Here is an 18,545-nt window from a genome sequence, read left to right on the forward strand (position 1 = left end):
CACTGCGCGTTTTCTGTAATCATAGGTTCAGCTTACAACGAATTCATGAATTGGCAACTGAGGATGTTTGGGTCGGTAAAACCTCGCCGGAAACTTTTGTCACAACCTACTTTGGCGGCCGTTGAAAGCGCCTGCGATGCTGTCACAATTAGTTCGGTCGAAGTGCCAATTGCCCTGTCCGCTTCACCACCCGCGCCGCCCGAAAAGTGATTGCAACCGACTTTGCCCGGCGAAAGGGTCAACGTCTTGTGGCGCAGTCAGACCCGATACCACACGCCTGACCAAAACCCAGCAGAGCACGGCGAATATGACACCTCCTAGCGCCTGCCCCAACAGCACACCCGGAGCACCCGCCAGATAGGCACCCGCGACCGCAAAAGGCCAGGTTCCCAACGTGTGCCTGCCCCAGTTTACCCAGGTCGAATAAATCGGGTAACCAAGGTTGTTAAAGCTGGCATTCGCAACAAAGATTACACCATTAAAGAAGGACGCCAGGGCCAACGGACCGCAGAATAGATAGATCAGCGCCCGCGTCTCTCCTTGTGCCTGAAACAAATCGGCGATGGGTGCACGCAGAAGGAACAGAACCGCCGCCATCAGCACTACATAGACGGCGGTGAACTTCACCCCAGCCAGAAATGCCTCTTTCACACGGTCATACTGCCCTGCACCAAAGTTCTGCCCGACTATTGGACCGATTGCGCCGGACAGGGCGAACACAACCGAAAACGCCACCGGTATCAACCGTCCAATCACAGCCATGCCTGCTACGGCATCAGTGCCGAACTGCGCGACCTCGCGGATGACGATGGCATTGCCGACCGGCGTGGCAACATTGGTCAGAACCGCAGGGATGGCGATCGCCCGCACTGGATGGATATCTTCGATCAACTGCTTCATAGACGGTCGGGCAAAACCGCGATGAACGCGAACGGCTGGCCTGACGGCGGCGACCAGCATACAGATCCGCGCGATCACTGAGGCGATGGCTGCTCCGTCCAGACCGAGTCCCACTGCGAAAATCAGGATGGGATCGAGCACCGCGTTTGCGACCCCTCCGTAAATCGTTGCCAGCATGGACCGACGCGCGTCGCCATACGCGCGCAGCACGGCCATGCCGGCCATCGCCACAGCCATCACCCACATCGTTGGCAAAATGATGGACACATATCGCACCGCCAATTGCAGCACCTCGCCCTGCGCCCCCAGCAACGACAGCAGAAATTTCAGGTTAATCATGACGATGGTGGACACGACTAATCCAATCAGAATGCCCAGCAAGGCGACGCTGGTTCCGAATTGCCTGGCCTTTTCAGGCCGCCCCGCACCCAGTTCACGCGCAACAAGTGCTCCGGCCGCAATCGAGAGGCCGACATTGACCGCGTTAGTGAAAAACAAAAGGGTCCCGGCATACCCGACAGCGGCCGCCAGCGCGTCATTACCCAGCATCGAGATGAAGACCATGTCCACGAAATCCACGGCAAAGATCGCCATCAGCCCGATACTGGTGGTCAGCGACATGCGGGTCACATGCCGCATCAGGCTGCCGGTCAAAAAGACGGCTGTTCCCGCGGTTTGTTGTTTCATTGGCCGGTCCGCCCCTTTGTTGTAACGGCGATCTGACTGTGAATGAGCGCGATCAGCAACCTCAAATTGCCGCCATCGAAATTCCGGTGTCACCGACCGGGTAATCCATTTCGAGAAAACCAGCTTAGGATGAACTCGTCAGCCTGCAAAACCAGTTTCCCTTGGCTCGGTTGATTTGTCTCAGCGACGCGAAGTTCACAATGTTGAACGGGTTGGAGAAACTAACTCACACCGGTGTTCATTACCTCTTCGGCACCGAAGGACCGGCGGTCGATATAGAAGGCGCGCGCGGTGTCCGGGTCAAAGGCGCAGACGGCACCGAAGCACGCCTGCGTGCGGGCACTGTCGCGCTGGGTACCAATGGCATTTTCAATGCTGCCATTTTGCAGCGCTCGGATATACGCAACGATGCGCTGGGCAAAAATCTGCATGAACAGGCGGTCGTGGACGTTCATGTCGACACTGCCAACATCAAAGGATTTTTTGGCGGCACCTCAGAAACCGGTCACGGCTATCATTTCTATCATGACATTGATCGCAGCACGGCCGGCGCGGCCCTGATCGAAACCATAAACGCCCCGGCATCAATCCGGCGTGAGCGCGGGAAATGGGCCAACCGCATCCAGATGCGCATCGCCGTCGAAGATCTGCCACTTGCCGAGAACCGCGTTCTGCTTGAAGACGACGAACCCGCCATCGAATGGACTGGCTATTCGGATTATGCCATGCGCGGCATAGAAAGGGCAAAAGCGGGTTTGGCCGACATCGTTCCCGATACAGTCGAGAATCTTGCGGTCACCGGTCTTTTACCGTCGGACGCCCATATCCAAGGCACACATCGTATGGGTCTTTTTGTTGAGGGCTCGGTCGTCGATGACAGGCTGCGCCTTCATTCCGCGCCCAATGTCTTTGTGCTGGGCACAGGAGCGTTTCCAACCTGTCCACCGGCCAACCCTTCGCTGACGGTTTCAGCGCTTGCGCTCAGGGCATCGGAGGCAGTGTCATGAGGATTTCGCGTCGCAAAGTTATCGCATTGGGCGTCGGCGTCGTTGGTGCCGGTGTCGCTTACAGGGCGATCAAGGGGCACGGTATTTCTCGGCATGCGTTGGAAGTTATCCGCGACGTGTACGGGCCAGACATCGCGAATGACCCGGCAGCACACGCGTTCGCACAGGCCTACGAAGAGTTCGTTCTTGAAAAGGGCATTCAAGGCCAGATGTTGGATGTGGGCTATTGGGCCGGCCTGCAGGACCTGCCGTATGTCAGCGAAAAGCTCGGCAAGATAAACGACAGCGTTGTGGACAAATTTGCGTCGTCGACGAACGTCATCCTGGCCACCGAGCTAGGCAAACCGCTGGAGTTTGTCGCGCTGTTCGACCCGTTTCAAAACACCTGCCAAAACCAGCTGGGTGCTCAGGGGTATTCCGTTGCTTGACTGCGCCCGCCGCCGCTAATTCAACCGAATTGGAAAGCGCGCCCGGATTTCCGCGTCCGTCTCCGGCGCAATATGTGTGGGCTCGGGCGCCGACAGAAGTTCGCGCGTCCGAATACGCGCCCTCTCGAGTAGATCCTTGTCCGATGCGGTATCCCATTCCTGCGGCGTTCGGCGATCGGCCATGGCCGGGTAGTAGTAATCGGTTTGCATCCGTTGTAGCGTCTGATCGTGCCCAAGAAAGTGCCCCGGGCCGCCGATACAGATCTCGCGGATCGTTTCCAGCGACAGTGTCTCGCGGCTGACCTCGAAACCCCGCGTGGCACGCATGACTGACCCGATCACGTCGTTATCCAGCACAAAGCTCTCCAGCGAACAGCCCAGAAGCGAACCGTACATGCCGGCCGCTTCATAGACCAGATTGGCCCCGGCCAATGCAGCCAAAAGCTCGGTATAGCCTTTTTCGTATCCAGCCTGAAAATCCGGCATCTTGCTGTCCGTCATACCTGCACTGACCGCGCAGGGGATGTCATAGAACCGAGCCATCTGAGCACACGCGGCCATCAGCAGCCCTTGCTCGGCGCTGCCGCCTGACATCGCACCGGTGCGTAAATCGCTGACGAAGGGCAAAGCGCCAAAAGTGGCCGGATGACCCGGGCTGAGCAAATTGGCGTAAACTATCCCAGCCAGCACCTCAGCGGTTTGCTGAGCGACAGCCCCGGCCAGCGGCGCGGGACTTGTGGCACCGGCCTGCCCAGCCGAGACAAGCTTTAGCGGTATGCCATGTCGCGCCGCGCATTCAATGACGCCCAGCGCCTCTTCGGCAAAAGTAAGCGGCGGAATGATGAAACAGGTAGACACGCAAATCGGAGGCCGAGCCCGCAGCACCTCTGCTCCTCCCATAAGAATGCTCAACATGCTCACGGCTTCTTCCATAACCTCGGCTGACCCAAACGAAGTTCCGGTGGGTTTGGCAGTGCCCTTCAGGCAGGCATAGGCAGTGTTGAGATCCATCTCCCTTGGGTCTGTCAGGTCCCGCGCCACCACCGTGCGCTGAAACATGTGAATGTTCGGAAGTGCATCCGCCAGTCGGGCCATATCGTAGAGATCGCGCAGAGTGGAGTCGCGGATTTTGCGAGTGGCGCTGTCCACGATGTGCACCGCTGCCCCTGAGGTTCCAAAGTGGATGCGGCTGCCGGACGGGTCGATGTCATGCTCGGGCTTTTGTCCATAAAGCTTGAACCCACGGCCCGCGGTCTTCAGGACTTCGCGCACCATGTTTTCGGGCATTTTCAGCCGGCCATCTTCTGTCATCTGCCCACCGGCCGCGCAAACGGTCCGAGCACAAACGTCCGTCGCGCCCCTCAATCCGATTTCTTCGAGAATGCGCATCGCTGTCTCGTCGACCATCACCACCTCGGCTGAGGTCAGGGGCTGATACCGGCCACCTTCGATGCCCGGCCAAATCGCCTCGGTCGGGCCAGAGCCCGCGCCGCCCTGCCGTTCCGCCATGCGCGCGGCGCGCCCGCCGCCTCGTCTTGTGCCGGTCATTGGCCTGCCTCCTCAAAGAATTTCGCGACATCCGGCGCGTCGAACCAGTCGAGCAACGCGTGGAACCTGTGCGAAGGCCTGTTGCAGATGGATCGGTATTTTTCGGCAAGCTGCGCCGTCGACATTGGGCGCTGGGGAGCCCCGAGCGGATATGTGCAAGCCGCCATGAGGACAGAGCCGTCTGAAAGCGAGATCCGCAGCGTATCCGGTTGATCGGGATCGTAGTTCAAAGCCGGGTTGCGCGCAGGTTCCGGCGACACCGTGGTGATATCGATCAAACGTGCGACCTCCGGCTGACGCCAAAACTCATCCTCGCTATCTGCCAGCGTCAGCCCACCGGTGACAAGCGCCTGCGCAAGACAGGCCGGGGCCGAGAACAGGGCTTCGCTCCGGGATCGGGGCTTGTCAAAAGGCAAGATGGCCAAGTGAAAATCCGGCATCGAAGCCTCGATTGCGGTGATATCCTTCAAACGACCCAAGACTTGGGACCGCAATTCCAGCGCCGCCGTCATCAGCCGATGTGTATAACCGCAGGACGGCCACGGCTTCAAAATCAATCCGTACTGACGCAAAGCCCACGGAGCACCCAACTTATCCAGCATTACCTTGAAACGGTCCGCATCGTGTAAGCCCAACAACCCGCTGAAACCGCGCCGATTTTCCAGAACTTGCGGCTGCCCGGTGACACTGCTTTTCGCCAACAGGGCAGCTTCGACGCCTGCTCGCGCGGCGAAACCGGCCTGCAGTGGTTTGGCGTTTGAACCGAACTGTGCGGTGTAACCGACGGCCTGCGATGTCGCGATGCTCAGGGCATGAGCGGATTGATCTTCGGACAGCTTCAGGATACGCGCGACGGCCCCGGCCGCGCCAATCGTTCCGAGCGTTGCCGTGGAGTGAAACCCCCTTGCGTAGTGATCCAGCGAAACGGCCTCACCCAGCCGCATGATGATTTCCGTCCCCACCAGATATGCCAACGCCAATTCCCGGCCAGACGTTGCACGGACATGAGACGCCGCCAGCAACGCGGGCACCAGAACGACACTCGGATGGGTATTTCCGGGTTCTTCCCAATCGTCTAGATCCCACGCATGACCCGCGACCGCATTCATCAGGGCGGCAATTGGTGGGCTGGACGTTTCATCCGCACCGAAGACGCGCGCGGAGCCCGTAGCCATCGGCGCATAAGCGGCCCGGACGCGAACCGCCACATCGCTGTCAGCCCCGGCAAGAATGCAACCAAAGCAGTCAGCGACCGCAGGAGCGATGATCGAACGGAGGTCGTCCGCAAAATCGGCTTGAGTGGCAAATTGGGCCAGAAACCGGATCGCCGTCATTACCCAAAAGGATCAGGCTGATGGGGGTCGGTTGCCAGCCAGACCGACTTGGTCTGCATGAAACATCGCATGCCTTCCCAACCGTTTTCGCGACCATATCCGGACTGTTTGTACCCACCTACAGGGCTTTGTGTGGCGGCGTTGAAGTAGTTGTTGATGTAAACCGTACCGGCCTCAATCCGGTCGGCCATGCGCATGGCCTTGGTAACGTCGCGTGACCAGATACCAGCAGCCAGTCCGTAAATGGTGTCATTCGCGATCCGAACCGCCTCGGCTTCGTTGTCGAAGGCTTCAATCGAGACGACAGGACCGAAGACCTCATTCTGCGCAAGATCCGCATCGTTCGGCACATCGGCAAAGATGGTCGGGCCGATGTAATACCCTTTGTCGCGACAGACAGTTCGGCCGTCCAAAAGCAATTTATGACCTGCCTCTTCAGCCGCTGCGATACGATCTAAAACGTTCTCATAATGCGGACCGTTGGCCATGGGACCGATCTGGGTTTCCGGATCGGTAGGCTCCCCCACGCGGGCCTTTTTGACAACATCGACAAGCCGGTCCGAGAACTCTTCAACGACATTGCGATGCACCAAAAAGCGCGACCCGGCAATGCAAGACTGCCCGCCGGGCGGGAAGATACCTGCCGCAACACCATTCACGGCAAGTTCCAGATCGGCATCCGGCAAAACGATCTGCGGGGATTTGCCGCCCAACTCCATAATGATCGGTTTCACCTGACGCGCAGCGACAGCGGCAGCCGCGCGACCGCCAGCGGTTCCGCCTGTAAAGGACGCCATCCGAACATCCTTGTGGTCGATCAACGGCTCTCCGGTCGTGCTGCCAAACCCTGTGACGACATTGAGCACGCCGGGCGGAAGGTCAGCCTCCAAAAGCACATCCATCAGTTCAAGCGTCGAACAGCTGGAGTGTTCCGAAGGCTTCATCACCACTGTGTTTCCGGCAGCAAGACAAGGGGCGAGTTTCCAGATCAAAGTCCCCAAAGGCGAATTCCACGGAAGGATCTGTGCGACTACACCGAAGGGTTCCCATTTCATGTAATTGTGCATGTTGGGGGTCTCGGCCGGGATGACCCGGCCTTCGAACTTGTCACACATGCCAGCGTAGTAGTGCCAGCTGTCGACCAGCCAATGCCCCTCTTTCAACCCCGGCGTGATCATGTGGGGCAGCTTACCGTTGTCCTGCGTCTCAATTGCCCCAAGCCGTTCGGCATGTTTTGAGATCACGTCGCCGATACGGCGCAAAACCCGCCCCCGTTCCGCCGACAACATTCGCCCCCATGGACCGTAGTAGAACGCCTCTCGCGCGGCTGCCACTGCGCGATCAACATCGGCCTCGCGGCAATCCGGAACCCGTGCCCACACCTCGCCATTTGCCGGGTTTTCACTGTCGAACCAGACACCGTCTGCCGGATCATGCCATTGACTATTCGCGAAATACTGGAACGTGCGGATATCAGCCATTCAGGTCTCCGAAGGGTTTTCTGAAGGGAGCGCCGGGCGCCCAAGTATCATATCGGCAGCTTTTTCTGCCATTGCGACAACGGTAGCATAGAGGTTGCCCGTGATCTGCGTGGGCATCGCACTCGCATCCACAACGCGCAGCCCATCGATCCCCCGCACCCTTAACTGATCGTCAAGTACAGCCATAGGGTCCCCATCGCCGCCCATTCTAACCGTGCTGCACGGGTGGTGCCCGGTGTAAGCCGTTTCGCGGATAGCCGAGACGATTTCCGCGTCCGTGCGCGCCGTAGCCCAGGGGCCGAGCTCTCCGGTCACGTATTTGGCAATCTGCGGCTGGGCCATGACTTCGCGCATGGCTTTGACACCGCGCACAAGTTCATCGAGATCGCGCGGGTCTGCGAAGTAATTCGGATCGATCTGGGGATACACAATAGGGTTTGCACTGTTCAGGCGCACAGTGCCAAGGGACCTGGGACGCTCTTGATTGATGTCGATCTGCACCCCGGCGCGGGCCACTTTGCGGCCCCGGACCAAAAGCTTGCGACCGAGTCTCTGCAGTAACGGCGCGGCCTCTGTTTCACCATTGCCCAAGTTTTCTTCGATAATCATGGGGGTCATGTAAACCTCAAGCTCTGGCAGTGCGGGGTCATCAATTGCATGAAACAGAACGGTCGAAAACATTGCCCCGCCGCCCGGACCGGTCCCATTCAGCAGCCAGCGCGCCATAAGCATCGCGGCCTTGTCCAACCTCTGGTGGCGCGCATGCGAAAGGTCCAGTCGGTCCGAAGCCCATTGCATCGAAACGTCAACATGGTCCGCCAGATTTCGCCCTACCCCAGGCAGATCGACAATGGGCGCAATCCCATGTTCCTCGAGATGCTCGGCCGGACCAACACCTGACAACATCAAAAGATGCGGTGTGCCGAAAGCGCCCTGGCATGCAATGACTTCACGGTTGGCGCGAAACCGTTCGCCGCCAAGGGTTTCGACACCGACGGCGCGTTTGTTTTCGAACAGGATGCGGGCAATGTGCTTGCCTGTCAGCACAGTCAGGTTTTCAGGCGGGGATTTTAAATAGGCGATGGCCGATGATTGGCGAGTCCCGCGACAGACCGTACTGTCGTTTCGTGCAACTCCGGTCCTGTGCGGCCCGTTGAAATCGGGCAATCTGGTATGGCCCTCCGCAACCGCGGCCTCTACAAAGGCCTGATCCAGCGTACCGAAGTTCGCTGCGGGTTCCGTTTTCAAAGGTCCCGCAACGCCATGATACCCGTCGCGCCGATCCCGCGATCCTTCTGATCGGCGAAAGTAAGGAAGAAGGTCGGAATAGCCCCACCCCTTTAGTCCCATTTGCCGCCAGGCATCATAGTCGGCTGGTACGCCGCGCATGTAGATCATGCCGTTGACAATCGACGTGCCGCCCAGCGCCTTCCCCCTTGCGAAATAGATTTTGCGCCCGTTCAGAGCCGGCTGAGGAACGGACTCGTAACCCCAGTCGAGGCGTGGGTTGCCGAAGACAAATCCATTTCCGGCGGGCATTCGGATGAACAGATCGCGCCCCTTCCCGCCCGCTTCAATCAAACAGACCGAGACATCAGGATCTTCCGCAAGACGCGCGGCCAGCGCACATCCGGCCGATCCACCTCCGGCAATAACGTAATCAAAGACCGTCATCCCGAGAGCCTTTCCAGAATGGCATCGGTTATCGAACTGCTGTCAGCGGTGCCGCCAAGGTCGCGCGTCATGATACCGTCTGCCAGAGCCTGCTCGGCAGCCTGCTCTAACGCTTTTGCCAGATCCGGGCGGGCCAGTGAGTATTCAAACATCATGCCGACGGACAGGATCATGCCTATCGGATTGGCGATACCCTGCCCTGCGATATCCGGTGCGGAGCCGGACGTACTTTCATACATTCCAAAAACAGGACCACCCTTAGGATTGGCGGACAGACAGGCCGAGGAAAGCATCCCCAGCGACCCGGAGTAGACGGCCGTCAGATCGCTCAGGATGTCGCCCAACTGGTTGCACGATAGAACAACGTCAAAATCCGCGGGTCGGCACATCAGTTGATAGGCACAGTTATCCGCGAACATGTTCTCAAAGGCGACGTCCGGGTATTGAGTGGCAACCTCGCTCACCACTTCGCGCCAAAGCTTGTAGCTTTCCATCACGTTGGACTTGTCACAGCTGACCAGTTTGCTGCGACGGCGGCGCGCGAGTTGAAAACCGCCATGGGCAAATCTGGTAATCTCGTTCGCGTTGTAAGCGGTCAGGTCATAGCCCTGCCGCACGCCATTCACCTGCCGCTGCCCCCTTTCGCGCGCAAACATAGCGCCGCCACACATCTCCCGCAGGATAAGAACGTTTGCGCGATCGGCGAGCCCGCGCCGGAATGGGGTATGGTGCAACAATGGCTGCCAGGCACGCGCCGGGCGCAGGCCCAGGTAAGTTTGCAGACGGTGCCGCAGATACATCAGCCCGTCCTGACACTCTGCCCCACCGGGGACGCGGATGTTGTCCCATTTCGAACCACCAACCGCACCCACCAGAACTGCATTTGCCTGCCGGGCTTTTTCCAACACTTCCGGTCGACAAAACGTTCCGTGCGCATCCCACGATGCACCATGCAGCAGATCATGCTCGACATTCAGGGTCAGACCAGCCTTTGCCGCCAATGCATCGGCGACCCGCAACCCCTCGGCAAGGATCTCCGGGCCGATGCCATCCCCTCCCAAAGCGAGCAGTTTGACGTGCATCAGCAACATTCCTTTTTCAGCGTTCATGATCAGACTAACCCCTTGCCCGCATCGAAAAAGACGGAAATGATGAATGCCGATCATTCCCGGAAGGAATAGTATGAGTGGTTAAACCCTTACCTCTGGCACAGATAAACGCATTCGAGGCCGCTGCGCGGCATCTGAGTTTTTCGGCCGCAGCCAAAGAGCTGAATGTGCAGCAACCTGCTGTCAGCCGACAGGTCGCGGCCCTTGAAGCGGCGCTTGATACACCACTATTTGTCCGCAGCAAGCCGCGTCTGACGCTGACCGAAGAAGGCGAGCAACTGGCATCAAGCGTGTCCCGGGGTTTTGACGCGATCCGTGCCGATATGGACAACATTCGCAGCCGGCAAAAGGAAAGCCGCATTGTTGTCAGCGCGGCCATCGGGTTTACCAGCTTGTACCTGCTGCCAAGGCTGGCCGTTTTTCAGATGTCCCACCCTGATATCAAAGTTCAAATCGTCACGCGCGATCAAAATCCGGACTACGACTTGAACCGATGCGACGCGGTGGTGGTGTTTGGCGAACAGGGTGTGCCAGGTTTGAACAGCATGAGAGTCTTCCCCGAGCGCATGGTCGCCATATGCCACCCGGACTATTTGAATTCTTCCTCGCCACTTTCGTTGGACGAGCTTGCGCAACAACGTCTGTTGCATATGTCCGGCCCAGCGCATGCGGATGATTGGAACAGGTATTTTTCAGGCAGCGGCCAGCAAGTACCCCGCCCGGCAACACACGACCGATTTCTCAGCTACATGGTCTATTTGCGCGCCATTCAAAACGGGCTTGGGGTCGGCATCGGCTGGCGCCCGATGATCGACGAATTCCTGTTGAACGGATCGTTGGTTCAGGCCTGCAAGCACGAGCCCGCAACGAACCGGGGCTATTTCTGTTCGGCAACGAAAACCGGGGGGGCGAAATCAGAGGTCGATATGTTCATGACCTGGCTTTCCGACGGCACCTAAGCAGTACCAAGAACGAGACCCTCGCGCCGCGACGAAGGTCACTCCAGTAAAAAACTAGTACAAAACTCGCCCCTCATACATTATAAAAACCGAATATTCGAAAGCTCTAATGCACATAATGTCTTGGTTCGAATGCCTGGGGAGGTTTCAATGCTTCGACTTTCAACCTGTTTGATCTCTTTGTTTGTTTTGCCAACATTCGCTTGGGCAGACGCCGTGCCCAGCAAGCAGGCGGCCGAGGGCACCTTTGCGGACCGCCCGTTTTCACCTTATGCCAACCGGTCCTTTCCCGAACGGCCACTCTGGGGCGACACGCACCTGCACACCGGACTTTCGCTGGATGCCGGCGCCTTCGGGAACACTTTGCTTCCGGATGAAGCGTGGCGGTTTGCGAAGGGCGAGCAGGTTACTTCGTCCACCGGTCAACCCGTCAGACTCGCGCGCCCGCTGGATTGGATGGTTCTGACGGATCACACAGATCTCATGGGGTTCGCGCCTGACCTGCAGGCCGGAAAACCCGGAGTGCTTTCCGACCCAAAGGGTCTGGAATGGTACGAAGGGTACAAAGCTGGCGGTGAGGATGCGGCCAAGGCAGCCTTTGATATTATCACCAACTTCTCGCAAATGACCCTGCCCGAGATTTTGCTGGAATCCTACAGCCCGGGTGCGGATGCGTTTGCGTTTACTTGGGAACAGATCGTGCTGGCCGCCGAACGCCATAATGATCCCGGTAACTTCACCGCGTTTATCGGGTTCGAGTGGACCTCGGTGCCCAAGGGTTTCAATCTGCATCGTAATGTCATGCTGCGCGACGGCCCGATCCGGGCGCTGCAAGTCGTGCCTCCGGTGACGCAGCCGCCCTACGGCGATACCGACCCCAAAGCGTTGTATTCCTGGCTTGAGGAATACGAGGCCAAAACCGGTGGCCGCGCCGTGGCCTTTGCCCACAACGGGAACCTGTCCAATGGCTGGATGTTCCCGACCGAAGACACCTATCACGGTGGCCAGGTGGACGAGGAATACGTACAGAACCGCGCCAAGTGGGAACCGCACTACGAAGTCACTCAAATCAAGGGCGACGGCGAGGCGCATCCGTACCTCAGCCCTGATGACCCATTTGCCGATTATGAAAACTGGGACGTCGGAAACCTCGATATCACCGAGCTGAAAACCGATGACATGCTGGCCGGTGAATACGCGCGCGAGGCGCTGAAACGCGGTTTGGCGCTGGAAGAAAAGTTCGGCGTGAACCCCTATAAATTCGGCATGGGTGGGGCGACAGACAGCCACACGTCCCTTGCCACAGCTGAAGAGGAAAACTATTTCGGCAAGTCCGTGAGCGCCGAACCCTCTGCCACACGCGTTCTGCACCCGTTTGTCGAAAGCGACCTGGGGGCGTTTGAAGGCCATACGCTGGTCGCCTCGGGGTACACAGCGGTTTGGGCATCGGAAAACACCCGTTCGGCCATTTTCGATGCATTCAAACGGCGTGAGACCTACGCCACAACCGGCCCGAGGATCGGTCTTCGTTTCTTTGGCGGCTGGGACTTTCAGGATGAGGACCTGCTGACGCGTCTGGTGGCGGATGTCGGTTACACTAAGGGCGTTCCCATGGGCAGCGACTTGCGCCCCCGCGAAGGTGACGGAGCACCGAATTTCCTGATTGGCGCCCTGCGCGACCCGATCGGAGCCAATCTGGACCGTGTTCAGGTCGTAAAGGGTTGGTTGGACACCGAAGGGGAAATGCACGAGAAAGTGTTTAATGTCGCCTGGTCCGATGACCGCGCGCTGGACGCCGATGGCAATCTGCCCGAGGTCGGCAACACCGTAGATCTGGAAACCGCCAGTTGGAGCAATACAATCGGCGCCTCCGAACTGGTGACTGTTTGGACCGACCCTGAGTTCGACCCCGGCCAACGCGCCTTCTACTACGTTCGGGTTCTTGAGATCCCGACGCCACGCTGGGTCCTATACGACAAGCTCCGTTTTGGTCTGGACCTGCCGGAAGAGGCTCAGCTGGTCCATCAGGAACGGGCGTATTCCTCACCCATTTGGTATACGCCCAGCGAATAACGGGATAATTTGATTTACAGTTTCTCCGGGTGGCTTACCCTGCCCGGAGATTTTTCGACACGACCTCGGGACCGCGCATGCGAATTTTGAAAGAACCTCTGTTCCACTTCATTTTGATAGGGATCGCCATTTTCTTCTGGTTTGCATGGGTTTCTCCCCGGCAAGACATCGTCGAAGAAACTGACACGATCACAATCGACGGCAACGATGTCGCTCTTTTGACCACACGCTTCGAAACCAGTTGGAACCGCCCCCCCACGCAGGACGAGTTGCGGGCTCTGATTGAAGCAACGGTCCGAGAAGAAGTTCTGGTGCGCGAAGCCCGCAAGCTGGGACTGGATCAAGGAGATCAGGTCATCCGCGCGCGGCTTGCGCAAAAGATGGATTTCCTGACCGATGCGATTGCTGCATCCGTCGAGCCGGAAGACGACGTATTGCAGACCTATCTTGAAGAAAATCCTGAGCGTTTCGCGACGCGCCCGCAGATTGCATTTGATCAGGTCTATCTGGGGCAGACGGTTGAGCCCGAAATTATCAAGAATGCAATTGCGTCGGTAAATGGGCTGGATGATTGGGACAGTTTCGGGCAAACGACTTTACTGCCAAAGTCCATGCCTTTGTCGACGGCCCGTGTGGTGGACTCGAACTTTGGCATTGGATTTTCGTCATCTCTGGGCACGTTAGAACCGGGTATCTGGTCCGGCCCGGTTCAGTCTGCATTCGGCATTCACCTTGTTCGCATCACCGACAAACGAGCACCTGAGCGGCCGAAATTGGATGAAGTCCGTGATTCCGTTCTACTGGAATGGCGGCGCGAAACTGGCGCGGATCTGGCGCAAGCGCAATATGAAAACCTCGCGTCGAGCTACCGGATCGAGACCCCTGAGATAAACCAGGTTCCCGAATGAGGCAGATCCTTTGTCTACTGCTTGTCGGCTGGGTGTTGATGTCGGGTAAAGCCGCCCACGCGCACGCGCTTGACCCCGGATATCTGGATCTGCGCCAATTGGCGTCCGATACGTGGCAGGTGTTGTGGCGCAAACCCGATGTCACCGGCCGCCCCATGGACATCAACGCCCTTTTGCCCAGCCAATGCGACCAGCCTCGAGGCCCGGAACCAAAATCGGATGGCGCTGCGTGGATCGCAACCTGGGTCGTTCAATGCGATGAGGGTTTCGCCGGTCAAACCATCGCAATCGAGGGTCTGGAGCGGCAACGCAATGACGTTCTGATGCGCATTCAGCCACTTTCGTCCGAACCTACAACTCTTCGGTTCACACCCGATATGCCGGTTCTGACAATACCTGAACAACCTACGACCTCGACTGTGTTGGCCAGCTACTTCCTTCTTGGGTTCGAACACATTCTTGAGGGCTGGGACCACCTGCTATTTGTCTTCGCCCTGTTCGTTCTGGTACGCGATCCGTGGCGATTGGTCGGTGCGGTAACAGCTTTCACAGTGGCGCATTCGATTACGCTGGCCCTCGCCACCTTGGGAGTGCTGCGCGTCCCCGCCCCGCCAGTCGAGGCCGTGATTGCCCTGTCCATCGTGTTTCTGGCGCTGGAAATCCTCTACCGAAAAGACGGCAAGCTGCGCCTGTCCGAACAGTATCCCTGGATCGTCTGCTTTTGCTTCGGATTGCTACACGGGCTCGGTTTTGCAGGTGCGCTGGCCGAGATCGGTGTGCCGCCAGAAGACATATTTGCCGCTCTGTTTGCGTTTAATGTTGGGGTCGAGGCCGGTCAGCTTCTGTTCATCGCCGCTCTGTCGGCCCTGATTATAATCTGGCGTTTGTTGGCACCGTCGGTGATGTCCAAAGCCGACGCTGTTGCCGTACCAGTGACCGGTTATGCCATCGGCTGCGTGTCGATGTACTGGTTGGTCGAACGTGTCAGTGGGTTTTGACTTGCTCGTTCACCAAATTAAGGCGCCTCTAACTGTGGCAAGAGCGCATGCACCCGATCCATCTGAGCCTGCGCCCAGCCTTCGTTTGTCAGTTTCTGATAGTGGCGCGCTTCGGCCAACAAGCTCTGCGCGCTCTGCGGATCTCCAATTTTCAAGTTCAGCTCGGCAATAAGCGTCAGAAAGAACGGTTTGTAGTTTCCTGCGCCACTGTCCCACCAGGCTTCAGCTGCCTGCTGCAGTGCACGGATCGTCTCAGGTGTAGGCGAGTTATACGCGGTCGCCCAACTGCGCCAGAAATTGGCCGTTATTGTCATGAAAGTGAAGGAATGCTTGTCCGACAGCTCTTCCAATTGTTGCACCACCTCTAACACCTCGTCGGGTTCGCGGCGCAAAATGTGCAGCATGCAAAGATAGGTCAGCGCTTGGGCAATACTATGCGCATGTTTGAGACCCTGCGCGGCGCTGACAGCCGTGCGCTGGATATCAAGCGCACGGTCGGGCTCTCCCATTAGCCACACTGCTATGCTCAGAAAGCAGGAAGTTATCGCGGCATGATCGGAACCATAGACGTAAGCGAGGCGCCCATGCTGATCCGCGTCGTACAACTGCAACGCCTGCTCAAGATGCTCGTGCGCGGCGTCCAGATCACCAATATGCAACAGCACAGCCCCCATCGCGCGATGGGCGATCATGACATGATGCGTTTCGTCGGACTGGCTCGCGAGTTCAAGAATTTGTTCGGCCACCTCTTTCGCCAGATCATATTCGGCCCGCACCAGATGGAATGCGTAAAGGCCGTTCAGGACGGGAAACAGGTTCTCTGTCTCGTCCAGACGGTTGCACAGCTTTCGAATTCGGGCGTAAGCCGCACCGGTTTCGTCAGCCGCAATGCCCTCCGTGGATCGGAGCACGCCCGCGCGAAGAACCTGAATCTCGACCTCCTTGCGGTCGCGTTCAGCGGTTTTTTCCAGCTCGCTTAACTGCTTAATCGCATTTCCAAGCTGGGTCACAGCTTCGACATTTGCTGATCGCTCGGCTGCGCGCTGACCAGCGAGGTGCCACTGCTCGATGGCCTCTGCGGTCATTTCGGCCATGGTGTAGTGATGCGCTAGAATCTCCGGGCCCGTGCCTGCGTTGCTCGATGTTTCGTTGCCAAGAGCCCCGGCAACGCGTGCGTGTAGGCTGCGCCGTTCGCTTTTCAGAAGGCTGTTGTAGGCTGTGTCCCGAATAAGCGCGTGACGATACACGAACGTCTCTTCGGGCTCGGCTTCCGCAACTGTGACAATACCGGCATCGACCAACAGATCCAGACCAGCCCGCAACGCCTTGTTGCCAAATCCAGACACGCTGGAGATCAGAGGATAGGTGAAATGCGGCCCGATCACAGCGCCGATCTGGGCCACTTCCTTGGCCGAGCTCAGGCGGTCGAGACGCGCCATCAATGCGTCATGCAAAGTGCTGGGTACTGAAGGCGCAGGATTAGAGGCACCATCCAGCGTGACTGCATTCGCGCGATCCGCCAAAACGCCGGATTCCAACAGATCCTTGGTCACCTCTTCCACATAAAGCGGTACGCCGTTGGATCTGCCGGCAATCACGCCGAACATCTCAGGCGGGATCGGCTTACCTCCCGCAACTTCGTGAACGATCTCTCTGACTTGCGGGAAATCCAGTTGCTTCAGACGGACATGGGTAACATGCGGCTTCATATCCCAACCTGCGTCGAACCCGGTCCGATGTGTCATCACAACCAAAACCGACGTATCCTGAACTTTATCAACGATCCGATCCAGCAGTGTTTTTGTTGTCGGGTCGATCCAATGCGCATCTTCAAACAGAAACAAAACAGGGCGTTGCCCGGCCTCGGCGACAAAGTGTTCGACCAACATGTCCAGCGTCTGGTCCATGACTTGCTGAGGCGTTAGATCAAGTTGACCCAACTGATCTTCAAACGGGATGGACAACAGCGCCGCCGCCAGTTTCAACGCGTCATCGGACGGGGCGCCCAGAGTTTTAGCCACTTTTTCAAGCTTGACGTCGTTAGCGTCGTCGGCACGCAGATCTGAGGCGTTTTCAAGTTGACGGATAACCGGATAGAAAGCGCTCGTCTCGTGATAGGGCGAACACTGGAACCGCAAATGCCCAGAGCGTGCGTCGCCAACTTTGAGGCGAAGCTCTTCGATCAATCGGGATTTTCCGATCCCAGCTTCGCCGGACACCAGGACGACCTGCCCCTGCCCGACGCTGGCCTGCGTCCACTTGCTGTGCAGGGTCTTGTACTCGTGCTCCCGACCAATCAGAGAATTCATCGGGCCACTGTCAGCGGCCATAAACCGGCTGAGGGTCCGCCGCGTTCCCGTCACCTGCCAAGCTTCGACCTCTTTCGCGAAGCCCTTGAGCTTGAATGCACCGCGCAGAACATACTCGAAAGCGTCCCCTGCCAGTTGGTGCGTAGTGGGCGCCACGATCAGAGTACCGGGGTCGGCCATTGCCTGAAGACGCGCGGCCAGATTCGGCGTTTCGCCCATGGCGGTGCCGTCCTCAAACATGTTCTCGCCGCGCAGATCGCCAACAACCACCAGACCTGTTGCAATACCTATACGCACCTCAAGCCGCGCATGGGTATGAATTTCCGGTGTCTCCTGAATGATGCGCAGACCTGCACGAATTGCCCGCTCGGGATCGTCCTCATGCGCTTGCGGAAACCCGAAGAACACCATGATGCCATCGCCGTAGTAACTGGCGATATGCCCGTCAAATGCCGCCACGGCCGCGGCGCAGGTCTCTTTGAAAAGCCGCAGCACCTCGGCCAAATCTTCCGGGTCTAGCCGCTGAGCGATTTCGGTAGATCCGACCAGGTCGATGAACATAACGGTCAGTTGCCGTCGTTCCGCAACGATTGTGGGACCTAGTGCCGGATTGACCGGCTGGGCGCCATGCAAAGTTTGCTCTCGAACGGCTTTTGCAAATCGCCGCCGTGGCCCAAGCGGCAAGCCGATTGTGACAAGATCATTATCCGTCAACTCGGACAGATCACCCACTTCTATTTCATGTTGGGCGAAGGCCTCGGCGTATTTTGACAGGCCGTGCCTTTCAAGCCAGATCTCGATTTCAGACATGCGATCGTTTCATTTGCCTCAAACCAGAAACAGGGTGCTGCAGAGTGAAGGGACCCGTTCATTTCAGCAACTACTAGAATGTGGTGAAGTTACCACATTCTCCAACCAGACTACGCTCCATGAAGGACGACCCCGCGGCTTTGGTCAAGTGTTCAGCTTGCCAAAACAACTTTGCAGATTTTCGCGCTGAGAACATGAGCGATCGTCCAACAACATGGCCCAGCGCCCAAGACAAATGATCAGAGCGAACGTAACGGAACTGTAGCAACGAAACGCGGATCGCACTTAACTCGATTTGAATCCGGGGCAAGTGAGGGGCC

General features: G+C 58.0%; 13 protein-coding genes. 6 read left to right on the forward strand and 7 right to left on the reverse strand.

All coding sequences use genetic code 11. From position 1 onward, the window contains the following. Nucleotides 1-183: 183 nt before the first annotated feature. On the reverse strand, nt 184-1,587 hold the full coding sequence (locus ACR0AA_RS20525; RefSeq protein WP_480663500.1) for an MATE family efflux transporter: 1,404 nt from the start codon (nt 1,585-1,587) through the stop codon (nt 184-186). A 200-nt stretch (nt 1,588-1,787) separates the two neighbouring features. Between ACR0AA_RS20525 and ACR0AA_RS20530 the strand changes: the two genes are divergently transcribed. Next, complete coding sequence (locus ACR0AA_RS20530) at nt 1,788-2,594, forward strand: GMC oxidoreductase (protein WP_480757079.1); 807 nt, start codon at nt 1,788-1,790, stop codon at nt 2,592-2,594. Next, a complete protein-coding gene (locus tag ACR0AA_RS20535) occupies nt 2,591-3,022 on the forward strand; it encodes a hypothetical protein (protein ID WP_480663504.1) in 432 nt (143 codons plus the stop codon). The genes ACR0AA_RS20530 and ACR0AA_RS20535 overlap by 4 nt, the downstream gene beginning before the upstream one ends. 15 nt (nt 3,023-3,037) lie before the next feature. On the opposite strand, the gene ACR0AA_RS20540 is transcribed toward ACR0AA_RS20535, so the two are convergent. From ACR0AA_RS20540 to leuB, 5 genes are read right to left on the reverse strand one after another with little or no spacing between them, the layout of a single operon-like run. Further along, nucleotides 3,038-4,570, reverse strand: coding sequence for a trimethylamine methyltransferase family protein (locus ACR0AA_RS20540; protein ID WP_480757081.1), 1,533 nt, complete (start codon nt 4,568-4,570; stop codon nt 3,038-3,040). Continuing rightward, nucleotides 4,567-5,904, reverse strand: a complete 1,338-nt coding sequence (locus ACR0AA_RS20545) for an MmgE/PrpD family protein (RefSeq protein WP_480757084.1) — start codon at nt 5,902-5,904, stop codon at nt 4,567-4,569. Before ACR0AA_RS20545 ends, ACR0AA_RS20540 begins: the two co-directional genes overlap by 4 nt. Then, a complete protein-coding gene (locus tag ACR0AA_RS20550) occupies nt 5,904-7,385 on the reverse strand; it encodes an aldehyde dehydrogenase family protein (RefSeq protein ID WP_480757086.1) in 1,482 nt (493 codons plus the stop codon). The genes ACR0AA_RS20545 and ACR0AA_RS20550 overlap by 1 nt, the downstream gene beginning before the upstream one ends. Then, the gene (locus tag ACR0AA_RS20555; RefSeq protein ID WP_480757088.1) at nt 7,386-9,059 is read right to left on the reverse strand and encodes a GMC family oxidoreductase; all 1,674 of its coding nucleotides are present in this window, start codon (nt 9,057-9,059) and stop codon (nt 7,386-7,388) included. Beyond that, nucleotides 9,056-10,168 carry a 3-isopropylmalate dehydrogenase gene (gene leuB, locus ACR0AA_RS20560; RefSeq protein WP_480757090.1) on the reverse strand — a complete coding sequence of 371 codons (1,113 nt, stop codon included), beginning with the start codon at nt 10,166-10,168 and terminating at the stop codon, nt 9,056-9,058. Before leuB ends, ACR0AA_RS20555 begins: the two co-directional genes overlap by 4 nt. 77 nt (nt 10,169-10,245) lie before the next feature. Between leuB and ACR0AA_RS20565 the strand changes: the two genes are divergently transcribed. The 4 genes from ACR0AA_RS20565 (at nt 10,246) to ACR0AA_RS20580 (ending at nt 15,106) form a co-directional block, all read left to right on the forward strand. Next, nucleotides 10,246-11,127, forward strand: a complete 882-nt coding sequence (locus tag ACR0AA_RS20565) for a LysR substrate-binding domain-containing protein (protein WP_480757093.1) — start codon at nt 10,246-10,248, stop codon at nt 11,125-11,127. A 150-nt stretch (nt 11,128-11,277) separates the two neighbouring features. Further along, nucleotides 11,278-13,200 carry a DUF3604 domain-containing protein gene (locus ACR0AA_RS20570; protein ID WP_480757095.1) on the forward strand — a complete coding sequence of 641 codons (1,923 nt, stop codon included), beginning with the start codon at nt 11,278-11,280 and terminating at the stop codon, nt 13,198-13,200. 77 nt (nt 13,201-13,277) lie between these two features. Beyond that, nucleotides 13,278-14,108: a peptidyl-prolyl cis-trans isomerase gene (locus ACR0AA_RS20575; RefSeq protein ID WP_480757099.1), complete on the forward strand. Its 831-nt coding sequence runs from the start codon at nt 13,278-13,280 to the stop codon at nt 14,106-14,108. Next, the gene (locus ACR0AA_RS20580; RefSeq protein WP_480663520.1) at nt 14,105-15,106 is read left to right on the forward strand and encodes a HupE/UreJ family protein; all 1,002 of its coding nucleotides are present in this window, start codon (nt 14,105-14,107) and stop codon (nt 15,104-15,106) included. Before ACR0AA_RS20575 ends, ACR0AA_RS20580 begins: the two co-directional genes overlap by 4 nt. Nucleotides 15,107-15,123: 17 nt before the next feature. Here ACR0AA_RS20580 and ACR0AA_RS20585 read toward each other — a convergent pair whose 3' ends face one another. Beyond that, on the reverse strand, nt 15,124-18,225 hold the full coding sequence (locus ACR0AA_RS20585; RefSeq protein WP_480663522.1) for an AAA family ATPase: 3,102 nt from the start codon (nt 18,223-18,225) through the stop codon (nt 15,124-15,126). Between the last annotated feature and the right edge of the window lie 320 nt (nt 18,226-18,545).

This window comes from Ruegeria sp. CE8 (assembly GCF_056537465.1).

Coding starts and splice junctions, on each gene's coding strand:
- ACR0AA_RS20525 (WP_480663500.1), bottom strand. CDS start 1,587: ATGAAACAACAAACCGCGGGAACAGCCGTCTTTTTGACCGGCAGCCTG.
- ACR0AA_RS20530 (WP_480757079.1), top strand. CDS start 1,788: ATGTTGAACGGGTTGGAGAAACTAACTCACACCGGTGTTCATTACCTC.
- ACR0AA_RS20535 (WP_480663504.1), top strand. CDS start 2,591: ATGAGGATTTCGCGTCGCAAAGTTATCGCATTGGGCGTCGGCGTCGTT.
- ACR0AA_RS20540 (WP_480757081.1), bottom strand. CDS start 4,570: ATGACCGGCACAAGACGAGGCGGCGGGCGCGCCGCGCGCATGGCGGAA.
- ACR0AA_RS20545 (WP_480757084.1), bottom strand. CDS start 5,904: ATGACGGCGATCCGGTTTCTGGCCCAATTTGCCACTCAAGCCGATTTT.
- ACR0AA_RS20550 (WP_480757086.1), bottom strand. CDS start 7,385: ATGGCTGATATCCGCACGTTCCAGTATTTCGCGAATAGTCAATGGCAT.
- ACR0AA_RS20555 (WP_480757088.1), bottom strand. CDS start 9,059: ATGACGGTCTTTGATTACGTTATTGCCGGAGGTGGATCGGCCGGATGT.
- leuB (WP_480757090.1), bottom strand. CDS start 10,168: ATGAACGCTGAAAAAGGAATGTTGCTGATGCACGTCAAACTGCTCGCT.
- ACR0AA_RS20570 (WP_480757095.1), top strand. CDS start 11,278: ATGCTTCGACTTTCAACCTGTTTGATCTCTTTGTTTGTTTTGCCAACA.
- ACR0AA_RS20575 (WP_480757099.1), top strand. CDS start 13,278: ATGCGAATTTTGAAAGAACCTCTGTTCCACTTCATTTTGATAGGGATC.
- ACR0AA_RS20580 (WP_480663520.1), top strand. CDS start 14,105: ATGAGGCAGATCCTTTGTCTACTGCTTGTCGGCTGGGTGTTGATGTCG.
- ACR0AA_RS20585 (WP_480663522.1), bottom strand. CDS start 18,225: ATGTCTGAAATCGAGATCTGGCTTGAAAGGCACGGCCTGTCAAAATAC.